Source organism: Haloferula luteola, assembly GCF_014201715.1.
Lineage (GTDB): Bacteria > Verrucomicrobiota > Verrucomicrobiia > Verrucomicrobiales > Akkermansiaceae > Haloferula > Haloferula luteola.
On sequence record NZ_JACHFD010000008.1, the window covers coordinates 189771 to 212361 of the forward strand.

Annotated in this window: 13 protein-coding genes; 5 read left to right on the forward strand and 8 right to left on the reverse strand. The window is 58.9% G+C overall.

What is annotated here, in order from left to right:
* Positions 1-12: 12 nt before the first annotated feature.
* The 3 genes from HNR46_RS09815 to eno all read left to right on the forward strand — a co-directional run bounded on the left by HNR46_RS09815 (position 13) and on the right by eno (position 3986).
* Positions 13-768, forward strand: coding sequence for a PDZ domain-containing protein (locus HNR46_RS09815; RefSeq protein WP_184018260.1), 756 nt, complete (start codon positions 13-15; stop codon positions 766-768).
* Between the two features lie 68 nt (positions 769-836).
* Entirely contained in the window at positions 837-2672 is a 1836-nt protein-coding gene (locus HNR46_RS09820) for a GreA/GreB family elongation factor (RefSeq protein ID WP_184018262.1), read from the forward strand.
* A gap of 15 nt (positions 2673-2687) precedes the next feature.
* Positions 2688-3986 (forward strand): phosphopyruvate hydratase, encoded by a 1299-nt coding sequence (gene eno, locus HNR46_RS09825; protein WP_184018263.1) that lies wholly within the window; start codon positions 2688-2690, stop codon positions 3984-3986.
* A gap of 144 nt (positions 3987-4130) precedes the next feature.
* Here eno and HNR46_RS09830 read toward each other — a convergent pair whose 3' ends face one another.
* The 8 genes from HNR46_RS09830 to HNR46_RS09865 form a co-directional block, all read right to left on the reverse strand.
* Positions 4131-7661 (reverse strand): TIM-barrel domain-containing protein, encoded by a 3531-nt coding sequence (locus HNR46_RS09830; RefSeq protein WP_184018265.1) that lies wholly within the window; start codon positions 7659-7661, stop codon positions 4131-4133.
* Between the two features lie 80 nt (positions 7662-7741).
* Positions 7742-10324 carry a LamG domain-containing protein gene (locus HNR46_RS09835; RefSeq protein ID WP_184018267.1) on the reverse strand — a complete coding sequence of 861 codons (2583 nt, stop codon included), beginning with the start codon at positions 10322-10324 and terminating at the stop codon, positions 7742-7744.
* A 112-nt stretch (positions 10325-10436) separates the two neighbouring features.
* Positions 10437-11270, reverse strand: a complete 834-nt coding sequence (locus tag HNR46_RS09840) for a LamG-like jellyroll fold domain-containing protein (protein ID WP_184018269.1) — start codon at positions 11268-11270, stop codon at positions 10437-10439.
* A 119-nt stretch (positions 11271-11389) separates the two neighbouring features.
* Positions 11390-13576, reverse strand: a complete 2187-nt coding sequence (locus HNR46_RS09845) for a protein kinase domain-containing protein (protein ID WP_184018271.1) — start codon at positions 13574-13576, stop codon at positions 11390-11392.
* On the reverse strand, positions 13573-14124 hold the full coding sequence (locus HNR46_RS20895) for an ECF-type sigma factor (RefSeq protein WP_246418017.1): 552 nt from the start codon (positions 14122-14124) through the stop codon (positions 13573-13575). The genes HNR46_RS09845 and HNR46_RS20895 overlap by 4 nt, the downstream gene beginning before the upstream one ends.
* 280 nt (positions 14125-14404) lie before the next feature.
* Positions 14405-15958, reverse strand: coding sequence for a xylulokinase (locus tag HNR46_RS09855; protein ID WP_184018275.1), 1554 nt, complete (start codon positions 15956-15958; stop codon positions 14405-14407).
* Positions 15959-16099: 141 nt separating this feature from the next.
* Positions 16100-17761, reverse strand: a complete 1662-nt coding sequence (locus HNR46_RS09860) for a leucine-rich repeat domain-containing protein (RefSeq protein ID WP_184018277.1) — start codon at positions 17759-17761, stop codon at positions 16100-16102.
* The gene (locus tag HNR46_RS09865) at positions 17758-20238 is read right to left on the reverse strand and encodes a carbohydrate-binding domain-containing protein (protein ID WP_184018278.1); all 2481 of its coding nucleotides are present in this window, start codon (positions 20236-20238) and stop codon (positions 17758-17760) included. The genes HNR46_RS09860 and HNR46_RS09865 overlap by 4 nt, the downstream gene beginning before the upstream one ends.
* Before the next feature lie 168 nt (positions 20239-20406).
* Between HNR46_RS09865 and HNR46_RS09870 the strand changes: the two genes are divergently transcribed.
* Together HNR46_RS09870 and HNR46_RS09875 are read left to right on the forward strand one after the other, a co-directional pair.
* Positions 20407-21057: a response regulator transcription factor gene (locus HNR46_RS09870; protein ID WP_184018280.1), complete on the forward strand. Its 651-nt coding sequence runs from the start codon at positions 20407-20409 to the stop codon at positions 21055-21057.
* Positions 21054-22574: a sensor histidine kinase gene (locus HNR46_RS09875; protein WP_184018282.1), complete on the forward strand. Its 1521-nt coding sequence runs from the start codon at positions 21054-21056 to the stop codon at positions 22572-22574. Before HNR46_RS09870 ends, HNR46_RS09875 begins: the two co-directional genes overlap by 4 nt.
* Positions 22575-22591: the final 17 nt, after the last annotated feature.

Genomic DNA, 22591 nt, shown 5'->3' on the forward strand with positions numbered 1-22591 from the left:
CGCGGGAATTCCATGAAACTTTTGACCTCCATCTTTCTTCTGGCCCTGGCCGTCGTGCTGCCGGCGCAGGAGGTGTCGGAGCCGACGCCACAGGGTGTCGAAATGCCAACGCGGCCCGTTTGGGTGGGCTTCTCGGTGCGGGCCTTGGCACCGGAGATGCGTGCACACGCCCCGGGTGTTCCTGAGGGAATCGGGTTCTTGGTGGAGAAGGTGTATGATGATGGCCCTGCCCGGCTGGCGGGAGTGCATCCGTACGACATCGTTTGGAAGTTGGGGGATCAACTTCTGGTCAATGAGGCTCAGTTGGCCACTTTGTTGAGGCTTCATCAGCCCGGCGAAGCGGTGCAAATCTCCGTCGTGCGGTCCGGGCAACATGAGGTGCTCGATCTGACATTGGCGGCGATGCCTGAAGTGGGGTTGGAGCGGCCGATTTCACCGATGGAAGTGACTTTGGCGCCCCCTGGGGTTCGGGGCATGCCGAAGACCGTGGTTTATCCTCAATCCAGCATGGCGGAAGTTTCCCGGGAAGATGGCAGTACGGCCCGACTCTCGAAAGAGGAAGATGGCTATCATGTCGTCATTCGCGATGCCCGCCAATCGGTGATTTATGAAGGTCCTGTGGCTGGAGAAGGTGCCTCGGTTCCGGAAGAATGGACCCGCTCGGTGGAAGCTTTGATCCGCGGCCTTCAGCGTTCGGAGGATCGGGATTGGAGCCGCCGTCGGCCCCGGCCACGGGTGGTCCCCTCGCTGAATGAGGACCGGAACTGACACGACCGCACCTGTTTGCAAGGGATGGGCCTTGCATATTCCGAGCGGGCTTCTCAGTTTCTCCCGCGATGCATCCCGATCTGGAAAAACTCGTCGACGCCGGAAGACTCCAACCTGCCATCGCCGAGCGACTTGATCAGGTAGCGCCCGGGAAGTTCCTGCTCCACAATGCTTGGGGAGCTGGCAAGGTGATTGCTTGGGACCTACCTGCCAAGAAACTGACAATTGATTTTGAACACCAGCGCGGACAGCAGATGGATCTGCAGTTCGCCATTCAGAAGACTCTGCCCTTGGCCGATGATGACTTTCGCTCAAAGAAAGTTGAAAACATCGAGCATCTCCGGGAACTCGCTCAAAACGACCCGGTGGCGCTCGTTGTTTTCCTGCTGGAAAGTCATGAGGGCTCCATGACGGTGGACGCGATGGAGAAGGAGCTGTCTGGCTCTGTGGTGGAAGAAGCCGCTTTCAAGAAGTGGTGGGACGCGACCAAGCGGGCACTCCGCGACAGCAAGCGGGTGATTGTGCCCGCCCGCCGTACCGAGCAATTGAACTTGCGCAATGCTGACCTGACTCCCGCCAAGGCGCTGATTGGGGATTTCGAAGAATCCCGCGATCTGAAGTCGATGTCGAAGGCCCTTGAGGCCATCGTCGCCGACCTTTCGCTGTTCAAGGCAGAAGTCGACTCGCTCCGCCCAGTGCTCACGGTCGTTGATGACGCCGCGAAAAAGGGCACCCGCATGCAGCTGGGACTGACGCTTGAGCTGCTTTCTCTGCGCGATGAACTGATCGGAAGCATGGATGCGCTGGTCATGGGTGACGATTCGCTCCGCCTCGCCAACCTGCTTTTGGCAGAAGAAGCTCGTCTGGGCGAAGAGCTTGGTAGTCTTTCGACCGCTCGTCAGCGCGCCATTTATGAGGTCTTCCCTGAAGCGTTCGGCGAACGCTGGGTTGATGCTCTCCTCAACATCTTCGATTCCGTGGGCACGCGTGGGGTGGCGGAAATTGCCCGCATCATTGATGATAAGGGCAAGTCCAAGGAGCTTTCCGAACACCTCCGCGGCTCCTTGGCTCGCCGGTCACTGGGTCCGGACCCCTTGATTTGGATCGTGCGCGAACGCCGAGGCGTCGCCAGCGATGTCTTCAGCCCGGAAATCGGGGCGGCCATTCTCAACCTGCTTGAGACCGACCACCTTTCCGATGGCCCGCGGAAAACCACCCGCCTGCAGAGCTTGCTCAGCGATGACAAGGGCCTCCTCGCCGATATCGTGGCGGAAATGGGCGTCACCGAGGCACGTAACTTCGCGCGTCGATTGCTCGAATGCCCGGTGTTTGCCGACCTCGACCGGAAGTCGCTGATGGCGCGGATCATCAAGGCCAAACCGGAAACCGGAGAACTAGTCAGTGGAGATCGCAACCGTCGCGAAGAACCGCTGGTGGTTTCCTGGGCGAGCTTGGAGCGCAAGCAGGCTGAAATGGATGACCTGCTCCGCAACCGCATTCCGCAAAACACCAAGGACATCGCCATCGCTCGCTCTTACGGGGACCTTCGCGAGAACTTCGAATACAAATCGGCCAAGGACATGCAGAAAGTCCTCATGCGCCGGAAAACCGAGCTTCAACGCGAACTCGACCGGGCTCGTGGCACCGACTTCAAGGGCGCGGATCCTAGCGCCGTGAACATTGGCACCATCGTCACCCTCAAGAGCGAGGAAGGAGAAGACGCCCAGTTTACCGTGCTTGGTGCGTGGGATTCCGATCCAGAAAAGCATATCGTTTCCTATCTTTCCGAAGCGGGTGCCGCCCTTTTCCACAAGAAGGTTGGCGACCGCGTCGAAATCCGCGATCACGAGACCGACCTGATGAAGGCTTGGAATATCGCCTCGATCGCTCCCTACGTGTCCTGAAACCGCATCCCAATCATGTTTGACACCACCATCGTAGAAGTCCGCGCCCGCCAGATCATCGATTCGCGGGGCAATCCGACCGTTGAAGTCGATGTCCACCTGGAAGGTGGCGCGATCGGCCGCGCCGCTGTGCCGAGCGGTGCCTCCACCGGTGCCCACGAAGCCCACGAGCTGCGTGATGGCGACAAGTCGAAATACCTCGGCAAGGGCGTCCTTAAGGCCGTCGACAACGTCAATGGTAAGTTGGCTCCGGCGCTTTGCGGCATGTATGCCACCGATCAAGCGTCGATCGACGCGGCGATGATCGCCATCGACGGCACCAAGACCAAAGGTGAAATCGGAGCCAACGCCATCCTTGGCGTGTCGATGGCGGTTGCGAAAGCCGCTGCGATCCAGCTCGGTCTTCCGCTCTACAAGTATCTCGGCGGCCCGAATGCCAAGGTTCTGCCTGTTCCGATGATGAACATCATCAATGGCGGATCCCACTCCGACGCCCCGATTGCCTTCCAGGAATTCATGATTCGTCCGGTGGGCGCTCCGACCTTCTCCGAAGGTCTGCGCATGGGCGCTGAAGTCTTCCACAGCCTCAAGAAGGTGCTCCACGATCGTGGCCTCAGCACCGCAGTGGGTGACGAAGGGGGCTTCGCTCCGACCTTCAAGGGAACGGAAGACGCTCTCGATACCATCTCTTTGGCCGTTGAGAAGGCGGGCTACAAGGTGGGTGATGACATCAAGTTCGCCCTCGACTGTGCTTCTTCAGAGTTTTTTGCCGATGGCATCTACAACTACGCCAAGTTCGAAGGAGACCAAGGCGCCAAGCGCAATTCCGACGAGCAAGCGGCTTACCTCGCCGAGCTGTGCGCGAAGTATCCGATCGACTCGATCGAAGACGGCTGCGCGGAAGATGACTGGGATGGCTGGAAAGCTCTCACGGACAAGATCGGCGACAAGGTTCAACTCGTCGGTGACGACCTTTTCGTGACCAATGTCGAGTTCCTCCAGAAGGGCATCGACCTCGGTGTGGCCAATGCCATCTTGGTCAAAGTCAACCAAATCGGTTCGTTGACCGAAACCTTCGATGCGGTTGAGCTGGCCAAGGAGAACAGCTACACGGCCGTCATGAGCCACCGCTCGGGCGAAACGGAAGACGCTACCATCGCTGACCTTGCCGTGGCCACCAACTGCGGCCAAATCAAGACCGGCTCGATGAGCCGCTCGGACCGGATCGCAAAGTACAACCAGCTTCTTCGCATCGAGGAGGAACTGGGTGACGACGCGATTTACGGCACCTGCAAGTTCAAGGCTGGCAAGTAATCGGGAGATCGGACTCAAGTCCGATCATTCTGAAACACTTTTTCAAAGGCGGGGCCTCGGCCCCGCCTTTTTCATGCCCGCGGGTCGTGTTTGAGGGCCATCCACTCAGGGCGGTGGATCTGTCGGAGAGCGTCGTCGGGTGGATCAGAACGATGGCTTCTCGAAGCGGCTTTCTCCATGGGAGTGGGACTCAGCCGCATCGAGCTCGGTGGCATTTTCTGCCTCGCGAAGCTTCTCCAAGCGATCTCCCTTCGTAGGAAGCTCCTGGCTGCTGGCAGTGATCTGGACTTTGGCACCGTTGTCCACGAAGCGGATGCTTAGGGTTTGATCATCGCGATCCCAGAACCAGCCCTGGGTCTTTTGATGGAGTTCAGCCAGGCTCCGGGCTTCCTGGAGGGGTGAACCGGAAATCAGAACCTTCTCGGGGTGGAGGGTCCAGTGGTGCGCGTGGAGGATTGTGTCGCGGGGAAAATTCGGCGAATAGAGTGCGGGATTTCCAAGTTGCGTGGCGTGCTTGGTGAATTGCAGCGCCGTGTCTCCGGCCCACGACGCGCTGAAATGGGTTCGACTATCGGCGCCGTGGATGAGGTGGTTTCGAGTGATTCCGTCATCCTCGTAGAGACAAAAGTGGCTTGGCGAGGAGCCGGGAAAGAGCTCAAGCGTGAGTGGGTTCAGAGGCTTCTCGTCGGCGTAAGCGATGTCGGGACCTGTTGGAATGATGGCGCCTTCCTTCACGAGCACGGGAATCTCATCGAGCGTCGCATGCATGGACAAGGTTTTCCCTCCCTCGTAGCGGATTGAGGGGTTGAAGAAGTCGTACCATTGGCCCTCCGGAAGCCATATCGAAACCTGAGTGTCGTGAGTGGACAGAGCAGGAGCTACCAGAAGCCAGTCACCGAAGTAGTATTGGGTTTCCTTGGACCACGATTCCGGGTCCTGAGGGTGCTCAAGAGCCATGGCGCGCATCATGGGGATGCCTTCCGAGGCCCCTTGCCACGCGGTGGAGTAGATATAGGGGAAGAGTCGGTAGCGGATTTTGAGGTAACGACGGAGGTTCTCCTGAGCCCGTTGGCCATAGAGCCAGGGTTCGCGGCCGTCGTGACCGTGGGCGCGCATGATCGGACTGAAGGCTCCGAGCTGGGCCACCCAGCGGATGTAGAGTTCGTCGGAAGGTTGGGTGAAAAACCCGCCAAGGTCGTGGGAGCACCATGGATAGCCTGACATCCCGAGGGCGAGGCTCCCGGTGATTTGTTCGCTCATCTCGGCGATGGTATTGGCGATGTCACCGGACCAAGTGGCGGCAAAATGTTGGTTGGCGAATCCACCGCGAGTCATGAACATCGGGCGTTGTTCAGTCGTTTCCTGAAGCCATCGTTCATGAACGATCTTCGCGGAGAGGTTGGCCATCAGGTTGTCTCCAGAGACGTCGAACTCATCGGGCCAGAACCAATCGCCATAGCCGGGTTGGATGACGTTCGTCCAGTGCGCCTGCCACCAGGCTTCTGCCACTTTGGGATCGGAGAAATTTCCATCACCGGCTTCTGGGGTGCCTTGGTTGTTGTGGAGGCCGACGTGAAAACCGAGCTTCCTTGCTTTGGAAAACATGGAGGGCAGGTCTGGGAAGCGGTCCGCATCCCACCGGTGCGAACTGAACTTTCCGCCACGCCAACCAAAGTCAAAGACGTAGGCATCGGTCGGATAGTCCTCCTTTCGGAGTCTCTGAATCCATTCGAGAAACTCGGACTGCGTCGCGTGGTCGTTCCCATATTTGGAAAGCATGAATCCGAATGCCCACTTGGGAAATAGATCCATGTGCCCAGTGAGTTCACTGTAGAGACCAAGCACTCTTTTCATGTCCCCAGCCATGTACCAGTAGTCGAGGTGCCCCTGTGTCTGAAAGCCGCCCGCTCCATCGAACGAAGTGACGGGATCAATCGTATTCAGAAAGATCCCGTAGCCGGCTGTGCTCATGAAAAAGGGCACGCAGGTACGGCCGTGGGTGACGGTGAATTCATCGTAACCAGCGCTTTTGTTGAGAGGGCGCGAGTGCCCATGGTCTCCCGAACCAAAGCCGAATCGCGCATGATGGCCTTCCCGTTCCATGCGGTGGACGCCACGAAGATTTCGCTCGGAGTACATGCCCTCTGCATCGGCATCTTTGACGATCAGAGTCCGGTTCGAGGCATCGAACATTTGCAGCCGAAAGGGGCTTTTTTGCGCCCGGATGGTCATTGCAGGGGTGTGAATGCCCCAATACGCGCCATGATCGATGATCTGGTGATCCACCGTCGGCCAGTCATGCTTTTGCACCATGAAGTGATCGGGCTCATCGTCGGGGCGGAAATCCCCATTCGGTGCATACTGGACACGAACCATGGAATCCGTGTTGAGGGTGAGCCGGAGTTGGGCGCGATGCTCGAGTTCGAAGTCGATGACGTTTCCCCTCACAGAGTGGGATCGGTAATCCGGCACTCCTGATCGATCTCGGAGCTGAGCCTTCAGAGGAATCTCCAGCTCTGGTTCGTTCTCGGCATCGCTCACGATCACCAGGTTTCCGAGATAATCGAGGCGTGCGGGCGATCCATGGATGCCAATTCGCAGGTGAAGCTCGTCTTTCCGAGCTCGCGAGAGCTGGATGGGATAGCTCGCTGGGTCCGCGAGATCAAGAGCGACTCCGTTGAAGCTCGCATCCAGGGTAAAGGGTGCGAGATGGGCAAGGCGGACGGACTGAATGGTAAGGTCACTCTCGTCCGCCCCAACATGAGTCAAAATGACTTCGCGAAACTGTGGTTCGCCTCGAGCAACAGAACCGAAATCGACCTCGCGATCTGAGATGGCGATTCCTGAACGTCCGGTGATCCACTTCTGCTGAAGGTAGTTTTCCGTGCTCTGTTGCGATGCCTCAGCAAGGTCCGTTTCGTAGACAAGGAGCTCTGCGATCTGCCCTTGGAAAGGATCTGTCGTTCCCTTTTCACGTCCGTTGTTGGCAAGATCGAATCGGTTGAAGGCGGGCAGTGGCACTGCCTCGGTCGAACTTGCCTGCAGCTCTCCGTCGACAAACAACTCGGCGAGTGTGGGGCTGATGAAACGGGCGCAGACCACGTGGAAAGTGTTGTCATGAAAGCTCGCTTTCGAAGCCGTTTCGACCCATGTCGGATTCCTTCGGAAAAGACTGATTCGCCCTGGTCCTCCCTTGCCTTCGGCCACGAAGCGGATGCCCGCCATCTTGTCGCGGCTTTGCGCATTCACCCATGAGAAGATCACCGCATTGTGGGTGGTGTCGGAGCGAACCACAGCGAAAAGCGTGAAAGGATAATGAGCGATCGACTTGGAACTGAGGGCGAGGTGGTCGGCCCCATTGAAGTCGGAAGGTTCGAAGTCGACGACGGGAAGCCCGCCGAAGCCTGGACCTGGCTGAATATAGGTGGGAGCCCCTGCACTCACCTCGAGGTGCTGCGCTCGCCCTGATAGGTCGTGCCATCTCTTGACGGTCTGGCCGTCGAGCAGGCTGCGATTGCCCGAGGCGTCGATGTTCGATGCATCGAAGTGAAGGGCAATGCCCTCGCGGATAGGAGGCGAAGCCTGCAGGCAGTGAAAAGCTCCGAAAAAGGCGAAAAGAGCGACGATGCGTTTCACAAAGGAGGAGAGGAAACCGGAAGGTTGGAGCGAATCCACGGAGGATCCACGGAGGTCCGAGCTGGGGTGGAGAGAGGAAAGAAATGCCCCGCCGGTCGATCCGGCGGGGCCCTGTGGAATTATTCGCTTTCGATCCGGAAGAATCCTTCCGACGCGGATGCCTCCAGCAGGGGCACCAGCGCGGTGCCGTATCCTTGGGCATCCGTGGTGATGGAGAGCGCCGGGTCAAGGGGCTCAAAGGCCTCCAGAGTGGGTGAGTGGGTGACTTGGTAAGTCGTGGCGGGGGCTCCTTTGAACTCGATCACAAATTCACCCTGTTCGTTGAAGTTCGATGAGAGGACCTCGAGCGTGGTGATCACGATCGGAGGAGTTCCCGCCGTTTCCTCGTCTTCATTGGAGATGTTGTCACCATCGGGATCTCCATCCCCATCCTGCGCCGCGATGCTGCCAAAGTAGGTGATCTCCCACTGGTCATCGAGACGGTCATGATCCTCGTCCGCAGAGATCCCTGGCGTGGCGTGAAGCGAGGCGATCCTCTCTTCCGATAGAGCTTCATTGTAGATTTGAATGTCATCCATCAAGCCGGCGAAGGCGTCTGTCGGGACCGCCCGACCTAGTCTTCCGACTTCAAAGCTGTTGAACATCGGGAGAATCGTGGCGGCGATTGCCTGATTCTCCGCAACAGGTGAGCCATCGACAAACAGGCGCTGCGTGGTGGTCGCGAGGTCGATCGTCAGCGCGACGTGGTGCCATGCGTCGTCATTGACGAGAACTGGGTCGGTCGATGAAGTACTGAATAACTCGGAATTGTTGATGTTGCCGTTAGGACGAAGTCGGCCATTGAGGCTTCCGAAATTCACGCCTTCACCGACGATGCTCATGTCCACGTAGCTGTTGGCCAGTGCGGAATTCGAGGCGGAGATGGCGACATTTCTGCCGCTTGAGGTGTCGCTGGATTTGATCCAGGCGGTGATGGTGAGTGCCTGGGAAGCAGTGAGATCGGTTAGGAAAGTGGCGTTCCCCATGTCGACGATGCCGGTAGAACTCGCATCGTTGTTGAACTGGTAGGCATTTCCGGCCACGCCTTGCATTCCGGTCACCACGTTGGAGCCGACCCGGCCATGACTGTCGCCGAGTTCATTCATTGCCGTTTGGTCACCCACGCCTTCATCAAACTTGAAGTGAGCGATGAGTCCCCGAGCGACCACGGGAAATGAGCTTGGATCTGTGGGATCGGATCCGAACCTGAACTCGGAGAAATCACCAAAGCCATCGGAGTCGCTGTCGGCGAGGTTGGGGTCGGTGCCGGGAGTCTCATTAGGGGAGTAGTTGAGGTCCGGGTTCTCGTCGCCATCGAGGATACCATCTCCGTCCGAGTCTGGATTGTTGGGCTGAGTTCCGGTGAATTCCACTCCGCCCCAGGTTCCAATGCGGTCCTCCTGAGCGTCCGTGTATCCGTCATCATCGGAGTCCGGATCATGAGGATCGGTGCTGTCATTCCCATCGTTGTATTCTTCCCAATTGAGAAGCTCGTCATCGTCGGGATCTCCAAAGCCCCCGTCGTCCCCGATGTCGCTGATGGGATTCAGGCTGTTTTGGATTTCCCACAGATCCGGCAACATGTCTGAATCGCTATCGGCTTCATTCGGATTGGTTCCATAGGATTGAACCTCATCGCCGTCGCTCAGTCCGTCGTCGTCGGAGTCGGGATCGAGAGGATTTGTCAGAGGGGCGAGGTTAAGTTCCTCGCCATCGGTTCTGCCGTCGTTGTCAGTATCGGCGAGGACGGGATGGGTTCCGGCCGCTTGCTCCTGGAGGTTGGTCGCACCATCTGCATCCGGGCCAATGTCATTGCCGGAGTAGGCGTTGATATCTCCGAAGTAGAGGATCTCCCATGCGTCGGAGAGGCCATCTCCATCCGTGTCGTCAGCAGAAAAGCTCGAACCAGGGTGGGCAAAGAGAAAGGCTATTTGCTCTGCGGACAGGGCATTGTCGTACACCTGCACATCGTCCACGAGGCCCTCATAGCCATCGACGGGGGAAGACCGTCCGAGGCGGCCAATTTCAAAACGGTTGAGGATGGGGAAATCTCCCGACGAGCCGGGGACGAGAGTGCCGGTGGCTCGTTCGATGCCATCGACGTAGAGGGTGAGCGTCTGGGTGCTCGCGTTTGCCGTCATCGCGATATGGTGCCATGTGCCGTCCACCACGACGCCCTCAGCACCGCCCAGATAGCTGGTGGCACCGGCGGTGTTGGTATCGACGCGGTGCCGCATGTAGGCCTGGCCGGGTGGAGTCGTCGCGTCGATGGCGGTCCCGAGATCGATGTAGCTATTGCTATCCGTGCTGTCTCCAGCAAACACGACCACGTTGCGTCCGCCTGCGACTTCATTGCTGTTGACCCAAACGGATAGGGTGTATTGGCCGCTGGTGGTGATGGCCGGAAGGAAGCTGGCATCGTCCATGTCCACGATGTCTGCCTGCGTGACCGCCCCGGTGAACTGATAGGCGTTTCCTGAGATGCCGGGGACTCCGGTGGTCACGTTGGTCCCGATCAGGCCATCGGTATTTCCGGCTACCGCATTCACGGCGGTGGTGGCCCCGGAATCCTCATCGAATTGATAATGGGCGATCAGGGAGGCGTGGCATTCGAGTGCCGTGCAGAGAGCGGCGGTGATCCAAAAAAAATGGGTTGAGTTCATGGAATGGGTTTCAAAGTAAAATGAGGCCCTCGAGACCCCGCGCCTGCACCCACGCTCGGAGCAAAGGGCTACGAGGTAGGTCGATGGATGCGCGGGACTCCAGTGGGATCGATCAGGCACGCTGGCGGCGAATCAGCCCGAAGGCTCCAAGTCCAATGAGGGCCAGGGCACTTGGCTCGGGAACGGCTTGGCCCGGATTCGCGAATAGAAAGGCAATGTCACCCGCTGAAAGGGCTTCGTCATAGATTTGGACATCGTCCACGAGTCCCTCGTATCCGTCTGTCGGAGAGGAACGTCCGAGGCGTCCGATCTCAAAGTTGTTGAGGACCGGAAAATCGCCGGAAGAACCCGGAACGATCGGACCGCTAGCTCGGAAGATTCCGTCGACGTAGAGGCTGATCGTCAGCGTCGTGGTATCTGCGGTCATCGCAAGGTGATGCCAACTTCCATCGACGACCACCCCGTCGGAGCCTCCGAAGAAGCTATTGGCTCCGGTTCCATTGGTGTCCACGCGGTGGCGCATGTAAGCTTGTCCGGGTGGAGTAAGCCCATCGATGGCAGTTCCTAAGTCGATGTAACTGTTGCTGTCGGTGTTGTCGCCGATGAAGACCACAACGTTTCTCCCTCCTGCGGCTTCGGAGGAGTTGATCCAGGTGGAGAGAGTGTATTGTCCACTTGTGGTGATGGCGGGAAGGAATGAGGCGCTCCCCATATCAACAATGTTGTCCTGCGCCGTTCCTCCGGTGAATCGGTAGGCATTCCCTGAGATCCCGGCCTCTCCGGTGGTCACCAAGGTTCCCACGGATCCAGCGGTGGAGCCGTCCACTTCGTTGGTTGCCGTGGTGGCCCCTGCACTTTCGTCAAAGGTATAGTGGGCGATCAGGGCCGCGTGGCCCGACAGGGAGAAGGCGAGGAGACTGGATGCGGCGAGAGTTCTCAAGTTCATGGGTTGGGGTCTTTTCTGGTTTGAGCGGGACGTCCATCCGCCCGCAAAGGGGAAGACGGATTCCTTCACCAGACCCCGACGTACTTTTTTGAGTTCTTCGGATTTCCGCGGGAAATCCCTCAGCTTCCTGAGTTTGCGGATAGCCGCTCAGCCTCCTCCAAGAGGATCAATACCGCATGTTGATTGTACCACAGGGTGCCGTCAGAATTCAGCAATTGAAAGGGCTGTCCTATCCAGCCATCCACTTCGTGGCGAAGCTCCGCGAGAGGTTCGACAATCTCTCTTTGAGCGCCAGATCGGAGCCCGGCCATGGCGATGAGGAGTTGATTGGAAACTTTGCGGGGGTCGCTATTGGAGGCCAGCTCAAGACTGATTTTTGCGCGTTCTGCTGTGGACTCGTATCGTCCCATCCGGTAGTCGAACAAGGCGAGGGAGAATTGCTGCCACGCCCTGAGATGGGCGCTTTTCTCCTCACGTGCCAGGGAGTCTCGAATGACTTCGGAAAGAGGGGCCAAGCGCTCAAGAGTCGGGAGATCGGCAGGTCGAAGGAGCGTTGCTTTGAGAATGTGTTCGGCAACAACGGGATTGGCAGAGTCGGCGAAGCGGTCGATGGCTTGGCGTCGGAGCTCATCGTATTTTCCGGTTTCACCCCATTCGCAAACAGCTGTGGCGACGGACAGGAAGTCGAAGGAGATGGCTTGGGAGTCTGACTTGTCGACGTTGGTCAGGACTTTCCCCAGCGCCTGAAAGCGCTCGGCGGCGGGCTGCCAATTTCCCTCTGTGAGATTCCAGTTGGCCACCGTCATGAAGGTGTGAGCGGCCTCCAGCGAATGGGGGATTCGCTCGGTCGGCAGGTCATCAAGTAAGCGATCCGCCTCTCCCTTTTCCCCGTAGCGGAGGAGCACGGCTGCCTGCCGGACCAGGTCAGCCACCCGGGCGTCCTCGCGAAGTCGGATTTCGTTGGCCGTGGCTTTCTCGGCCATGACTCGCAATCGGGCCTGCTCGTGTCGGGCATTCCGTTCCCGGATCAGCATCCACGTCGACGTTCCGAAACCGCCTACGAGTGCAAAAAGGGAGATGCCAGCTGCGATGAAGCCCCCGCGATTCCTGCGGATCATCTTGTTCCACAAATACCAGCGACTGGGTGGCCGGGCGATCACCGGTTGGCCGTGCAAGTATCGTTCGACATCCAGTGCCAGACCATGGGCGGTGCCGTATCTTCGCTGGCGGTCCTTTTCGAGGGCCCTCATCACAATCCAGTCAAGATCCCGGGCGAGGAGCGAGGGAAGTCTTTGTGGATCTGCCGAACGCCTTGAGGCAATGCACGAGAGGTCGCTTCCCGGTACCGCTTTCAATCGTGTCGAAGGAGGTTCGATTTGTCCCGTCGCGAGCATCTCGCGGATCTTCAAATCGCCGAGTTCATCGCTTGAGTCGATCCGCAGGGGAGGGCTGCCGGTGAGCAGTTCGTAGAGGAGAATGCCAAGGCTGTAGATGTCGCTCCGTGTATCGATATCCGGACTGCCTTCGGCCTGCTCGGGGCTCATGTAGGCGGGTGTTCCCACGATTCGACCGGACAGGGTCGCGGTGCCGTCGTGGGCGCGGCGACCTTCACCCACTTTGGCGATACCGAAGTCGATGACCTTGGGAACCGAGCGACCCTCGTGTTCTCGCACCAAGATGTTCGAAGGTTTGATGTCGCGGTGGATGACCCCTTTTTGGTGGGCGTGCTGAATCGCTTCGCAGACTAGAATGAAAAGAGAAAGGCGCTGATCGAGGTCGAGTTTCCGGCGGTCACAGTAGTCCGTGATTTTCTCGCCGTCTGCGAGTTCCATCACGAAGTAAGGGCGGCCGCTCGCTGTGGCTCCTGCGTCGAAAACGCGGGCGATGTTCGGGTGGTCCATCAGCGCAAGCGTCTGTCTCTCGATCTCGAAGCGTGCAATCACGCTCTCAGTATCCATTCCGAGACGGATGATTTTGAGGGCCACTTGGCGGCACACCGGCTCGCGTTGTTCGGCAAGGTACACGACACCGCAACCGCCTTCCCCGATGCGCTCGATGAGGCGATAGCGACCGATGTCGGTGCCGAGTCTTTCTTCCTCTCGACTTGAGGGTGGGCGGGGGTTTAGGGAAGCCTCGGGGCGTTGGAAAAATGACTCGGCTTCGTCCCTTACCTCCAACATTTCTTCCAGCAATCGGCGCAATGCGGGGTCGTCCTTGCAGGCGTGATCGAGGAAGGCGCGCCTTTCGTCTTCGTCTTCGAGGCCGCAGGCGGCGGCGAAAAGAAGTCTCTCAATGGAAGGGCTCACACCGATTTCATTTCCTCACGGATGAGTCGGAAAAGACGGGCTTTCGCAAACGCCCACTGCCTTTCGATCGTTCGTTCGGTGACGCCGTCCATCGATGCGAGCTCGTGATTCGTCAGACCTCCAAAAAACTTCAGGGTGATCACGCGTGCGCTCTCAGGATCTTCGACTTCCAACCGATGGAGGAGTTCGTCGACCATCAATACCCGCTCGTCCGGGGAGGCTTCTGCGATTTCGAAATCGTGAGTATCGAGAGAGATTCGCTCAAGATCGGAGCCGCGTTTGGTGGCCATTTTGGCGCGAGCCCTATCGACCAAAATGTGGCGCATTGCCTTGGCCGCAGTGCAGAAGAACTGAGAGCGATCGCACCAGATGCGTTCGTTTCCGGTGCTGAGTTTGATCCAAGCTTCGTGGACCAGAGCGGTTGCCTGGAGCGTCCCCTGCAGCGCTCGCTTCGACATGATTTTTCGGGCGAAGTTCCGTAGCTCATCGTAGACCAGAGGAAGCAACTCCTCTGGGGGAATGCTTCCGCTGCCGCTAGAGGTCCTCAAGATGCGTTCCAGTTGGTCCAAAGGACGGATGGGTTTGGGGTTTTGGGTTGGGGTGAAGGGGCTGGAACCGCCATTTTCGACGATTCGGGTTGGGGGTTTATCAACTGCTTGATGTCCCGTGAAGTGGATAGTTTTCGCTTGTTTTTGATCCGCGCTGCAGAAATCTCTGCTGCCGCTCAAGACTCCGTGGCGGAAGGGGCGGGGCGAGGAAATCGGAGAGAACGGCCGATAAGGTTTTGCCGGGAGGGGCCCCAGACCGGGAAGGTTCACGGGCGCCCACCTACGGCCTCGCTTCGACTCCGAGTTGCAGGAGATCCTGATACCGACGAAGGGCATCTTGATAGACAGGAGCGAGGGCGGGGTCGGGCTGAAGTTGGGAGCCTGTGGCCGGTTGACAGAAAGTGGCGGTGAGTTCCGCGAGATCTTCTCCACAGGCCGAGGCCGCTCGGAGGGCGGCTCCCAACGCGGCTCCGTTGGCGACGGCAAAGCGTTCGACCGGTGCCTGAAAGATGTTGGCAATGAGCTGGGCGATCCCGTCATTCTGGGATGCTCCTCCAGTCAATCGAATGAGAGAGGGTGATTCGCCGAGCCATTGGGAGTGGAGGCGCATGTTCAGGAATTGCCCTTCGAGGAGGGCGCGGACCTGCACCGGGGCAGGGGCGTCGGCAGAGAAATTCCGAACGGGTCCCTCGAAATCCCGTCGGGGTGTGATTTCCGGACCAAAGAATGGGAGGAGAACCTGGCCGTGATTGCCGGCAGGAGTTTGGGCGAGGCCCGCGGAATCGAAATCGGCCCAATCGAGGCCCAGTTGGTCGCGTAAGGCCTCCCGTGCAAGGGAGCCATTTCGGAAACAGATCAGGGACATGAATCCACCGGCTGGATTGCCGAAAACATGGCCGAAGCCTTGGGGATCTGTGACGGGCTCTGCCATGGCAGCGAAAAAGGTATCACTGGTGCCCAAGGAGATCACAAAAGTGCCGGGCTGAGTCGCGCCCATGCCGACGAGGGATGACGGATTGTCTCCCGTCGAGAGCACGATCTCACAAAACTCAGGGAAACCGAATTTAGCGGCAAAATAGGGACTGATGGGGCCGGCAAGAGTTGCCGATGCTGCGGGAAGTGGCAATTTCGACCGCAGGCCCGGGGCGGTGGCTTCGAGGAGATCGTCGTCCCAGTCCAAGCGATGGAGGTTGAGAAGGTTCATCCCGGCCCCGTCGCCATGGTCAATGGGGATATCCTTGCCTGCGAGGAGGGAGCCGATGAATGACGACACGAGGTGGATGATGGCCGTGCGGTCGTAGGCAGCTGGGTCGTTTTGATAAAATCGGCGGATTTGAGGTCCGGTGAAACGCTCGATGGCGACGGAGCCGGAACGGCGGCAAACCTCGTCGTTCCCACCGAGGGCGAGGGCGATTTGCTGACATTGGGCGGAAGTGGATGTGTCCATCCAAATCGGCGAGGTGGCGCGCGTGAGCGCTGGAGCGATTTGCTCAGGAAGCGACCGGGCGGGGTCGAGCTGAGCGAGGCGTTCGTAGAACGTTTCGTCGAGATAGACGGAGCCATGTTGCTGCCCGGACGAAGCGATGGCCGAGACTTGAGAGAGGTCAAAGGTTTCGGCGACGCGGGAAAGAAGGAGATCAAGGGCTTCCATCCACATGCGGGGATCGGCATGAACTTCGCCATTTTTCCCCCCGGGCAAGAATCCGCTGGGACTTTGGTAGGAGGGGAGGTCCTTGCCGAAATTGACCGACTGCTCGTGAACGATGGTCCCTAAGGTTGGGTCAATGATGAGGGCAGAGAGGGATTGGGTGGAAGAATCGAGCCCGAGAAACATGGAACGGAACTAAGCAGAGCGGATGGGTAGGGAGCCAGCGGGAAAAAGCCAGAAGTCCTTGAAGAAAAAAAGACCGCCGGGCTCAGGGTGGGGGACCCATGAGACCGGCGGCCATGCCATGTTTGGGGGGGCTTCGGGAAATCAGGGAGAGAAGACGAGGCGCAAGAAGCGGGAGGTCTCTCCGCTCGTGAGAGTCGCGGTTCTCTGGCCGCTCTCGTCCGGGTCGGAAAGAGTGACGTCATCTGCGGTCCAGCTTTGGAGGTCGGCACTCGATTGAGCCGAGTAAGTCACGCCCTCCCGGTTGCCAGTGAAGGTCAAACTGAGCCCATTTTCCGTCCAAACAGGCTGTGGCATGCTGGCAGCAAGATCGAGCGATGGGTCCAGACCAAGGGCATAGGCAGTCAGCAACGAGATGCCATCGCCATTTTCGTCTCCTTCTGGATCGGCCCCGGGAGAATACCCTTGCTCGACGAGCCAGTGAGCGAGTGCAGTGGCAATCTCCAGGGACTGCGCAGGATAGCCGAGCCAAGTGGGAGTGGTGAAGCCCGTTGCGTTTGCCGGGAAGAAGACGGTGAACCCACTGGCGGTATCGTCGAAGACCGTCTCGCCCATTTCCTCAGGAGCGTCGCCCTCAAAGAATGCCCATGCGAGCGAGCGGGCAAAGTGGAAGGCATCATCGCCTATGGTGTTCACCGCGCTTGGCAAGGTGATGCCAGTGAGGCCAGTGCCGGCAAGGCACCAGGAGCCCAAGATGCTCACTGTGGACGGGATTTCCAGCTGGGATAGAGCCGACGCATAGTAGAAGGCGTCTTCGGGGAGTTCGACGAGCGACTCCGGAAGTTCGATTTCTTCAAGCTGCGAGCAGTGAGCAAAGGCGCCTGGAGACAATTGAGCGACGGTCGAGGGGATGGAAAAGCGACCGGAGATGCCTGGAGGGGCAAGCCGGAGGAGGGACCCCGATGCATTGAAGAGCACCCCGCCTTGGCTGGAAAACTCCGTATTGGAGGCATCCACCTCCAACGCCGTCAGAGCATGGCAGCCAAGAAAAACCTGATCACCGAGGTGGTTCAGAGAGGCATTGAGCTGGACGGACTCAAGGGCCGAACAGTCACCCAACGCCCCGTTTGAGATGCTGGTGACGTTTTCTGGAACGATGAAGGTGATGAGAGAGTCGTTGTCATGAAAAGCGCGTTCGCCGATGGTCTCGAGCTGGGCGGGAAGGGAGAGGGATGCCAACGATCGACAGCCATCGAATACCTGGTCCGGCAATGAAGTGACACCGGAGGGAACCGTGAGAGAGGTGAGAGCGGAACAGTCGAGAAATGCTGATTCCCCGAGAGAGGCAAGCGATGAAGGAAGTTCGAGGGTTGCCAAGCTGCTGCAATGGGCAAAGGCCGCCGCTCCGATCGTGACGGTCGTGCTGGGCAAGCTGACGCTTGCGAGGGCGGTGCAGCCTTCGCAGACGCCCATGGGAAGATCAGTGACCCCCGCAGGAAGAGTGAGCGCGGTGAGTCCAGTGCAACCGGCGAACGCAGAGGGCCCAAGGGAGGTCACACTGCTGCCGCTGGCGAAGGTGATGCTCGTGATCTCATCGCGGTCGCGAAAGGCACCGCGGTCCACGGCGACGACGGTGTAGCCGTCAACGGTGGCAGGAATGGTGAGGGCTCCAGAAGGCTCGGCCGATTCCGTGAAGCCTGTCAGTGTGGCTTCGCTGTCATCAAGGAGGTAGGTGTAGGTGGTATCCGCTGCCGAGGGCAAAATAAGTCCGAGGGAGAGGGCGAGGATCGATTTCGCGGGGTTCATTGGACCGTGGTGACCATGCTGGTCGGATTGAAGGTTTTGAGTGTCGTGCCACCGCTGACCGTGGCGTCGGTGTAAAGTCCATGAAACTCGGTGCCGCCGGAAACGGTGGCTCCGGAGATGATTGAGTAGGTGGTGCCTGACGCCAAATCGGGATTGCTGAAAAGTAGAGTCATGGCCGTGCTGGAGCTACCGCCCCCTCCAGGGAAGCCACCTCCGCCGCCGCCTCCTCCGGAGTAAGTACGGGGAATCTTGTAGACCAGATGGTCGCCGCTCGATGAAGTGACTCGAAGGATCACGTCGGCGGTTCCCGATCCTTTGTAGATGACAGATCGCTGGGTGCTGGTCGAGCTGGTGGGCGTGCTGGTGGCTCCTCCTGATCCCACGAGGATGCCCCCGGTGATGGTGAAGTTATTCTGGTCGCAGTCGAAGCCTTCTTCTGGGGAGTTGGCGCCTGAGGAGACGATCAATCCTCCGGTGATGCGCAGGGTGCCGTTGGAATCGATGCCATCGTTGTTGGATGCGTAGCTGTAGATGGCTCCCCCATTGATGGTGATGTTGGTGGTGGCGTTGATGCCATCATCGTAGGCTTGGATGGCGATCGTTCCTCCGTTGATGGTGAGCGTGGCCTTGCTTTCGAGTCCCTCGGCACCATTGGAGGTGGTGGATCCGGTGTAAGTTCCCCCATTCATGGTGAAGTTCCCTGCGGCTTTGAAGGCCTTGGTGTTCATGTAGTCGGATCCCGAGACGGTCACTCGTGAGCCAGTGGTGGAGGCGGTGATGACCGGGGTGTCGTCGATACCGAGAATCCCAATCAGGGCATCACCATCGCAGGAGATGGCGTCGCCACCGGAGCCACTGGCGAGGGTGTTGAGTGTGCCTCCGGTGACAGTAAGGGTGCCGTCCGCTTTGAAGGCATCTGCGCCTGCCCAGTCAGTGACCCCGGAGGCATTGGTGAAGGTGGCGGAGGCGTCGCCCGTGGTGGTGATGTCGAAAGTGCCGCCGCTCATGACGATGTTGCCATCAATGGAGACCCCCTTGCCGGCGACACCTTGATGGAGGATGCTGACCGTGCCCCCTTCCACAGTGAGATCACCGCTGCTTTTGATCGCGGTGCAATAGGAAGGATCGTAGCGGCCGGTGGCCACCGATTCGAGCGCGACATCTCCGGAGAGGTTGAAGTCGAACACTCCTCCCGCGAGGTCGATGGCGGTCTTGGATTTGAGGCCTTTGGACTGATCACCTCGCGATCGGATGTCAAAGGTCCCTCCCTCAATGGTGAGTGCGAGATCGGCCGAAATGGCGTCGGCTCCTGAACCATCTGCACGGAGGGCAAAGATGCCTCCAGTGATGGTGATGGCGCCATCGGCCTTGATGCCATCCGGTGAAGCGGTGTCCGTTTCGCCTTCGCTATTGGTGTAGCGACTGGAACTTCCTGACAAGGTAGCGAGATCGAGGGTGCCTGCCGAAATGGAGACATCACCATCGACCGATATCGCCTTACCGGCCAGACCACGGTGGGTGATGGAGAGGTTGCCTCCCTGCATCACAAAGTTCGAATCGGATTTGATTCCGGTGCAATAGGCGGGGTCGACATAGGAGAGGGTCTCCTCCTCGACCGTTTCCAGAACGACATCGCCTGAAAGGTCGAGGAGGATGGTGCCACCCAGAAAAGTGATATCGGCGTCGGCGGCGATGGCCTTGGACTGGTCGCCCGAGAAATCGATGCTGACGAGTCCGCCGGTGATTTCCAGCGTGTCGCCGCTGGCAAGTCCCTTGGTGTCATCAGAGGTGCCGCTCACATCCAGGCGTCCGCCAGCGATCGTGATGCCCTTGTCGGCATCGATGCCGTCACCAGTGGCAGCGAGGGAAACATGGCCACCATCCATATCGAATCTCGACTTGGGATGAATGGCATCTTTGGCGGCGCTGGGGACGAGAAGATCTCCACGAAGGACACGAACCGACTTGGTGGCGTAGATCGCGTGAGCGACTTGGCTCTCCACCTCAAGTTGGCCCTCGCCGGAGAAAATCATGCTACCGCCGGAAAAGAGCGTTCCAGAGCCGGATCGGGTGTACTCGGCGGTATCGGAGAGGTGGTTGGTGGTGCCGGTGACGGCGTCGATGAAGGTTCGTTTTTCGGTGAAAACCGAGAGCGCAGGCCCGTCGCTGCTGGTAAGATCAAGACCGTCGAGAGTCACCATCACCCGATAGGGGCTGGTGATTTCGACAAAGCCGTTTTCCGAGTTTCCTCTGAGAATGAAGCGGACTCCCTCGACCTCGGAAGTGATGGAGAGTTCGCTGGCAGTGGCCCCTTCATCGATGGTAATTCCGACCGGATCTTCGATGGTGGCAGAGGTGCCATCGAGAGTGATGGTAACCGTGCGAGGAAAATCGGAGATTTCCGGAAAGTCGCGGTCGGCAGCTTGAATCACGGTCGTCGTGAGCAAGCAGAGAAGGGGCGGCAGCGGGGTTTTCATGGGAAGGCGGGGAGGGAGCTTAAGGGAAAAGGGCATCCCAAGGTCCCCGCAAAGCTAGCGGACCGATGATGAAGATTCGGTTAATCGACTCTCGATTTGGCAAATCGCGGATTTCCCTAGGCGTGAGCTTGGCTTAATGGCTGGGGCGGGCGAATCCGCCCTAGCAAGATGAAGATATTGGTCGTCGAGGATGAACCGCGCCTGCTTTACAACCTTTCGCGGGCTCTGAGGGAGGAGGGGTATGTTGTGGAGGGTGTTCCGAGAGGGGACGAAGGTCTGCACCAGGCCATGGAGCAGGATTTTGATGCCATCGTTCTCGACGTGATGCTCCCGGGCTTGGATGGCTGGGAGGTGTTGGAAAGGTTGCGCCGGAAGAAGGAAACTCCGGTGCTGATGCTGACAGCGCGGGATGCGCTTCCGGATCGGGTGCGTGGATTGGATGCCGGAGCCGATGATTATTTGGTGAAGCCGTTTGATTTGCCGGAGCTCTTGGCTCGGTTACGGGCCGTCATTCGGCGTCATGCGGGGAAGGGATCGTCGGTGATCGAGCTGGGGGATACGGTGGTTGATTTGAAGCGTCGGCAGGTCCTGCGTGATGGGGAAGGCGTTTCGTTGACGGCACGGGAGTATGCGATTGTCGAGTTTCTCGCGATGCATCGCGGTCGATTGGTGACCCGGACGGAGTTGTATGAGCGGGTGTTTGATGAAAATGCCGACACGCTTTCCAATGTGATCGATGTGCATGTGTTTGCGATTCGGAAGAAGCTGCGCCCTGATTTGATCGTGACGCGGCGAGGCCAAGGTTACTGCATCGAATGAAGTGGACGGATTCCATACGCGGCCGCCTGTTGTTGTGGCTGGGACTGTTGTTGGCAGCGGTGCTGAGTGGGTTCGGCATGGCGGCCTATCAGTTGCAGCGGACCCAGCTTTTTGCGGGGATGGATGAGGAATTGGCGGAATTGGTTTCCCAATTGAGCCAGGAAGCACGTGGAACCCCTCCGAGTGGCGGGCGGGAAGGTCGCGAGCCTGGATTTGGGGGTGGGGGGCCCGGGGAGCGAATGCCTCGGGATCGAGAGGGGCCGGATCGGGATGGATTTGGAGGTTTTGACGAGCCATTCGGACCGCCGGGTCCGCCACCGGATTTTGAGGATCGGTCACCGGATGATCGAGAATTGAAGATTTCGAGCGAGTTGATGAAACGACTCGGCGATGGCCAGGAAGCGGGGTTCGCCGTGTGGCGCCGAGGGGGAACATTGAGGGGAAGCAATTTGATTCCGGTGCCGAACTACCCATCCCGCGCTGGCCACGATACCTTGGTGCGGTTTCGTCACCGCGGACATTGGCGTGAGGCCTATCATTTTACCGAGATTGGCGAGTGCGTGCTGGTGGGGCGGGATGGATCTGAGGAGATTGCAGAGCTTCATCGAGCTGGGATTCGACTGGGTCTTGCCGGGGTGGGTGTCTTGGCGATCGGTCTCGGAGGAGGATGGTGGTTGGCGACGCGATCGCTGCAGCCGATCGATGAAATGAGCAGGACAGCACGCAGGATTTCCGAGGGGCGGCTCTCGGAGCGGGTGCCTGTGGGATCCCCGGACAGCGAGTTGGGGCGTCTCGCCACGGTCATGAACACGACGTTTGACCGTTTGGAGTCGGCGTTTGACCGGCAACGCCAATTCACGGCAGATGCTTCCCATGAGTTGCGCACGCCATTGACCTTGATGATCTCCGAGGCGCAAACGGTGCTTTCCCGAGACCGCGCTGCAGCGGACTACCGAGAAGCGGTGGAGCAATGTCTGGAGGCGGCAGTGCGGATGCGTGACCTCACGGCGTCCTTACTCCAGCTCGCACGGATTGAAGGAGAATTAGGAGAGGCATCGACCTTTGAGTTGAGGGCCTGTGTGCGCACAGAAATCGAAGCTCTCGGGCCACGCATTGAGAGTTCAGGGGTGCGTGTGGACACTGATTTGCTCGAGGTCGTGTGCCTTGGAGACGCGATCCGTGCCGGTCGAGTGGTGGCGAACTTGCTAGGCAATGCCGTGCATCACACCCCTCCCGGTGGGCGTGTTGTGCTCTCGATGGAGCGCGACGATGTCTTTGTGGTGTTGGTGGTGGAAGATACTGGATCAGGGATTGCCGCCGAGGATCTCCCACATATTTTTGAACGCTTCTACCGAGCCGATAAGGTTCGCTCGCGAAGTGAAGGCCGCTTCGGGCTTGGCCTGGCGATCTGCAAAGCCGCCATGGAGGCTGACGGGGGCTCGATCATGGTATCGAGCAAACCGGGATCGGGCACCCGCTTCGAAGTGCGATGGAAAGTCGACGAAGCGGAATGCTGAATGACTGGAAATAAGGG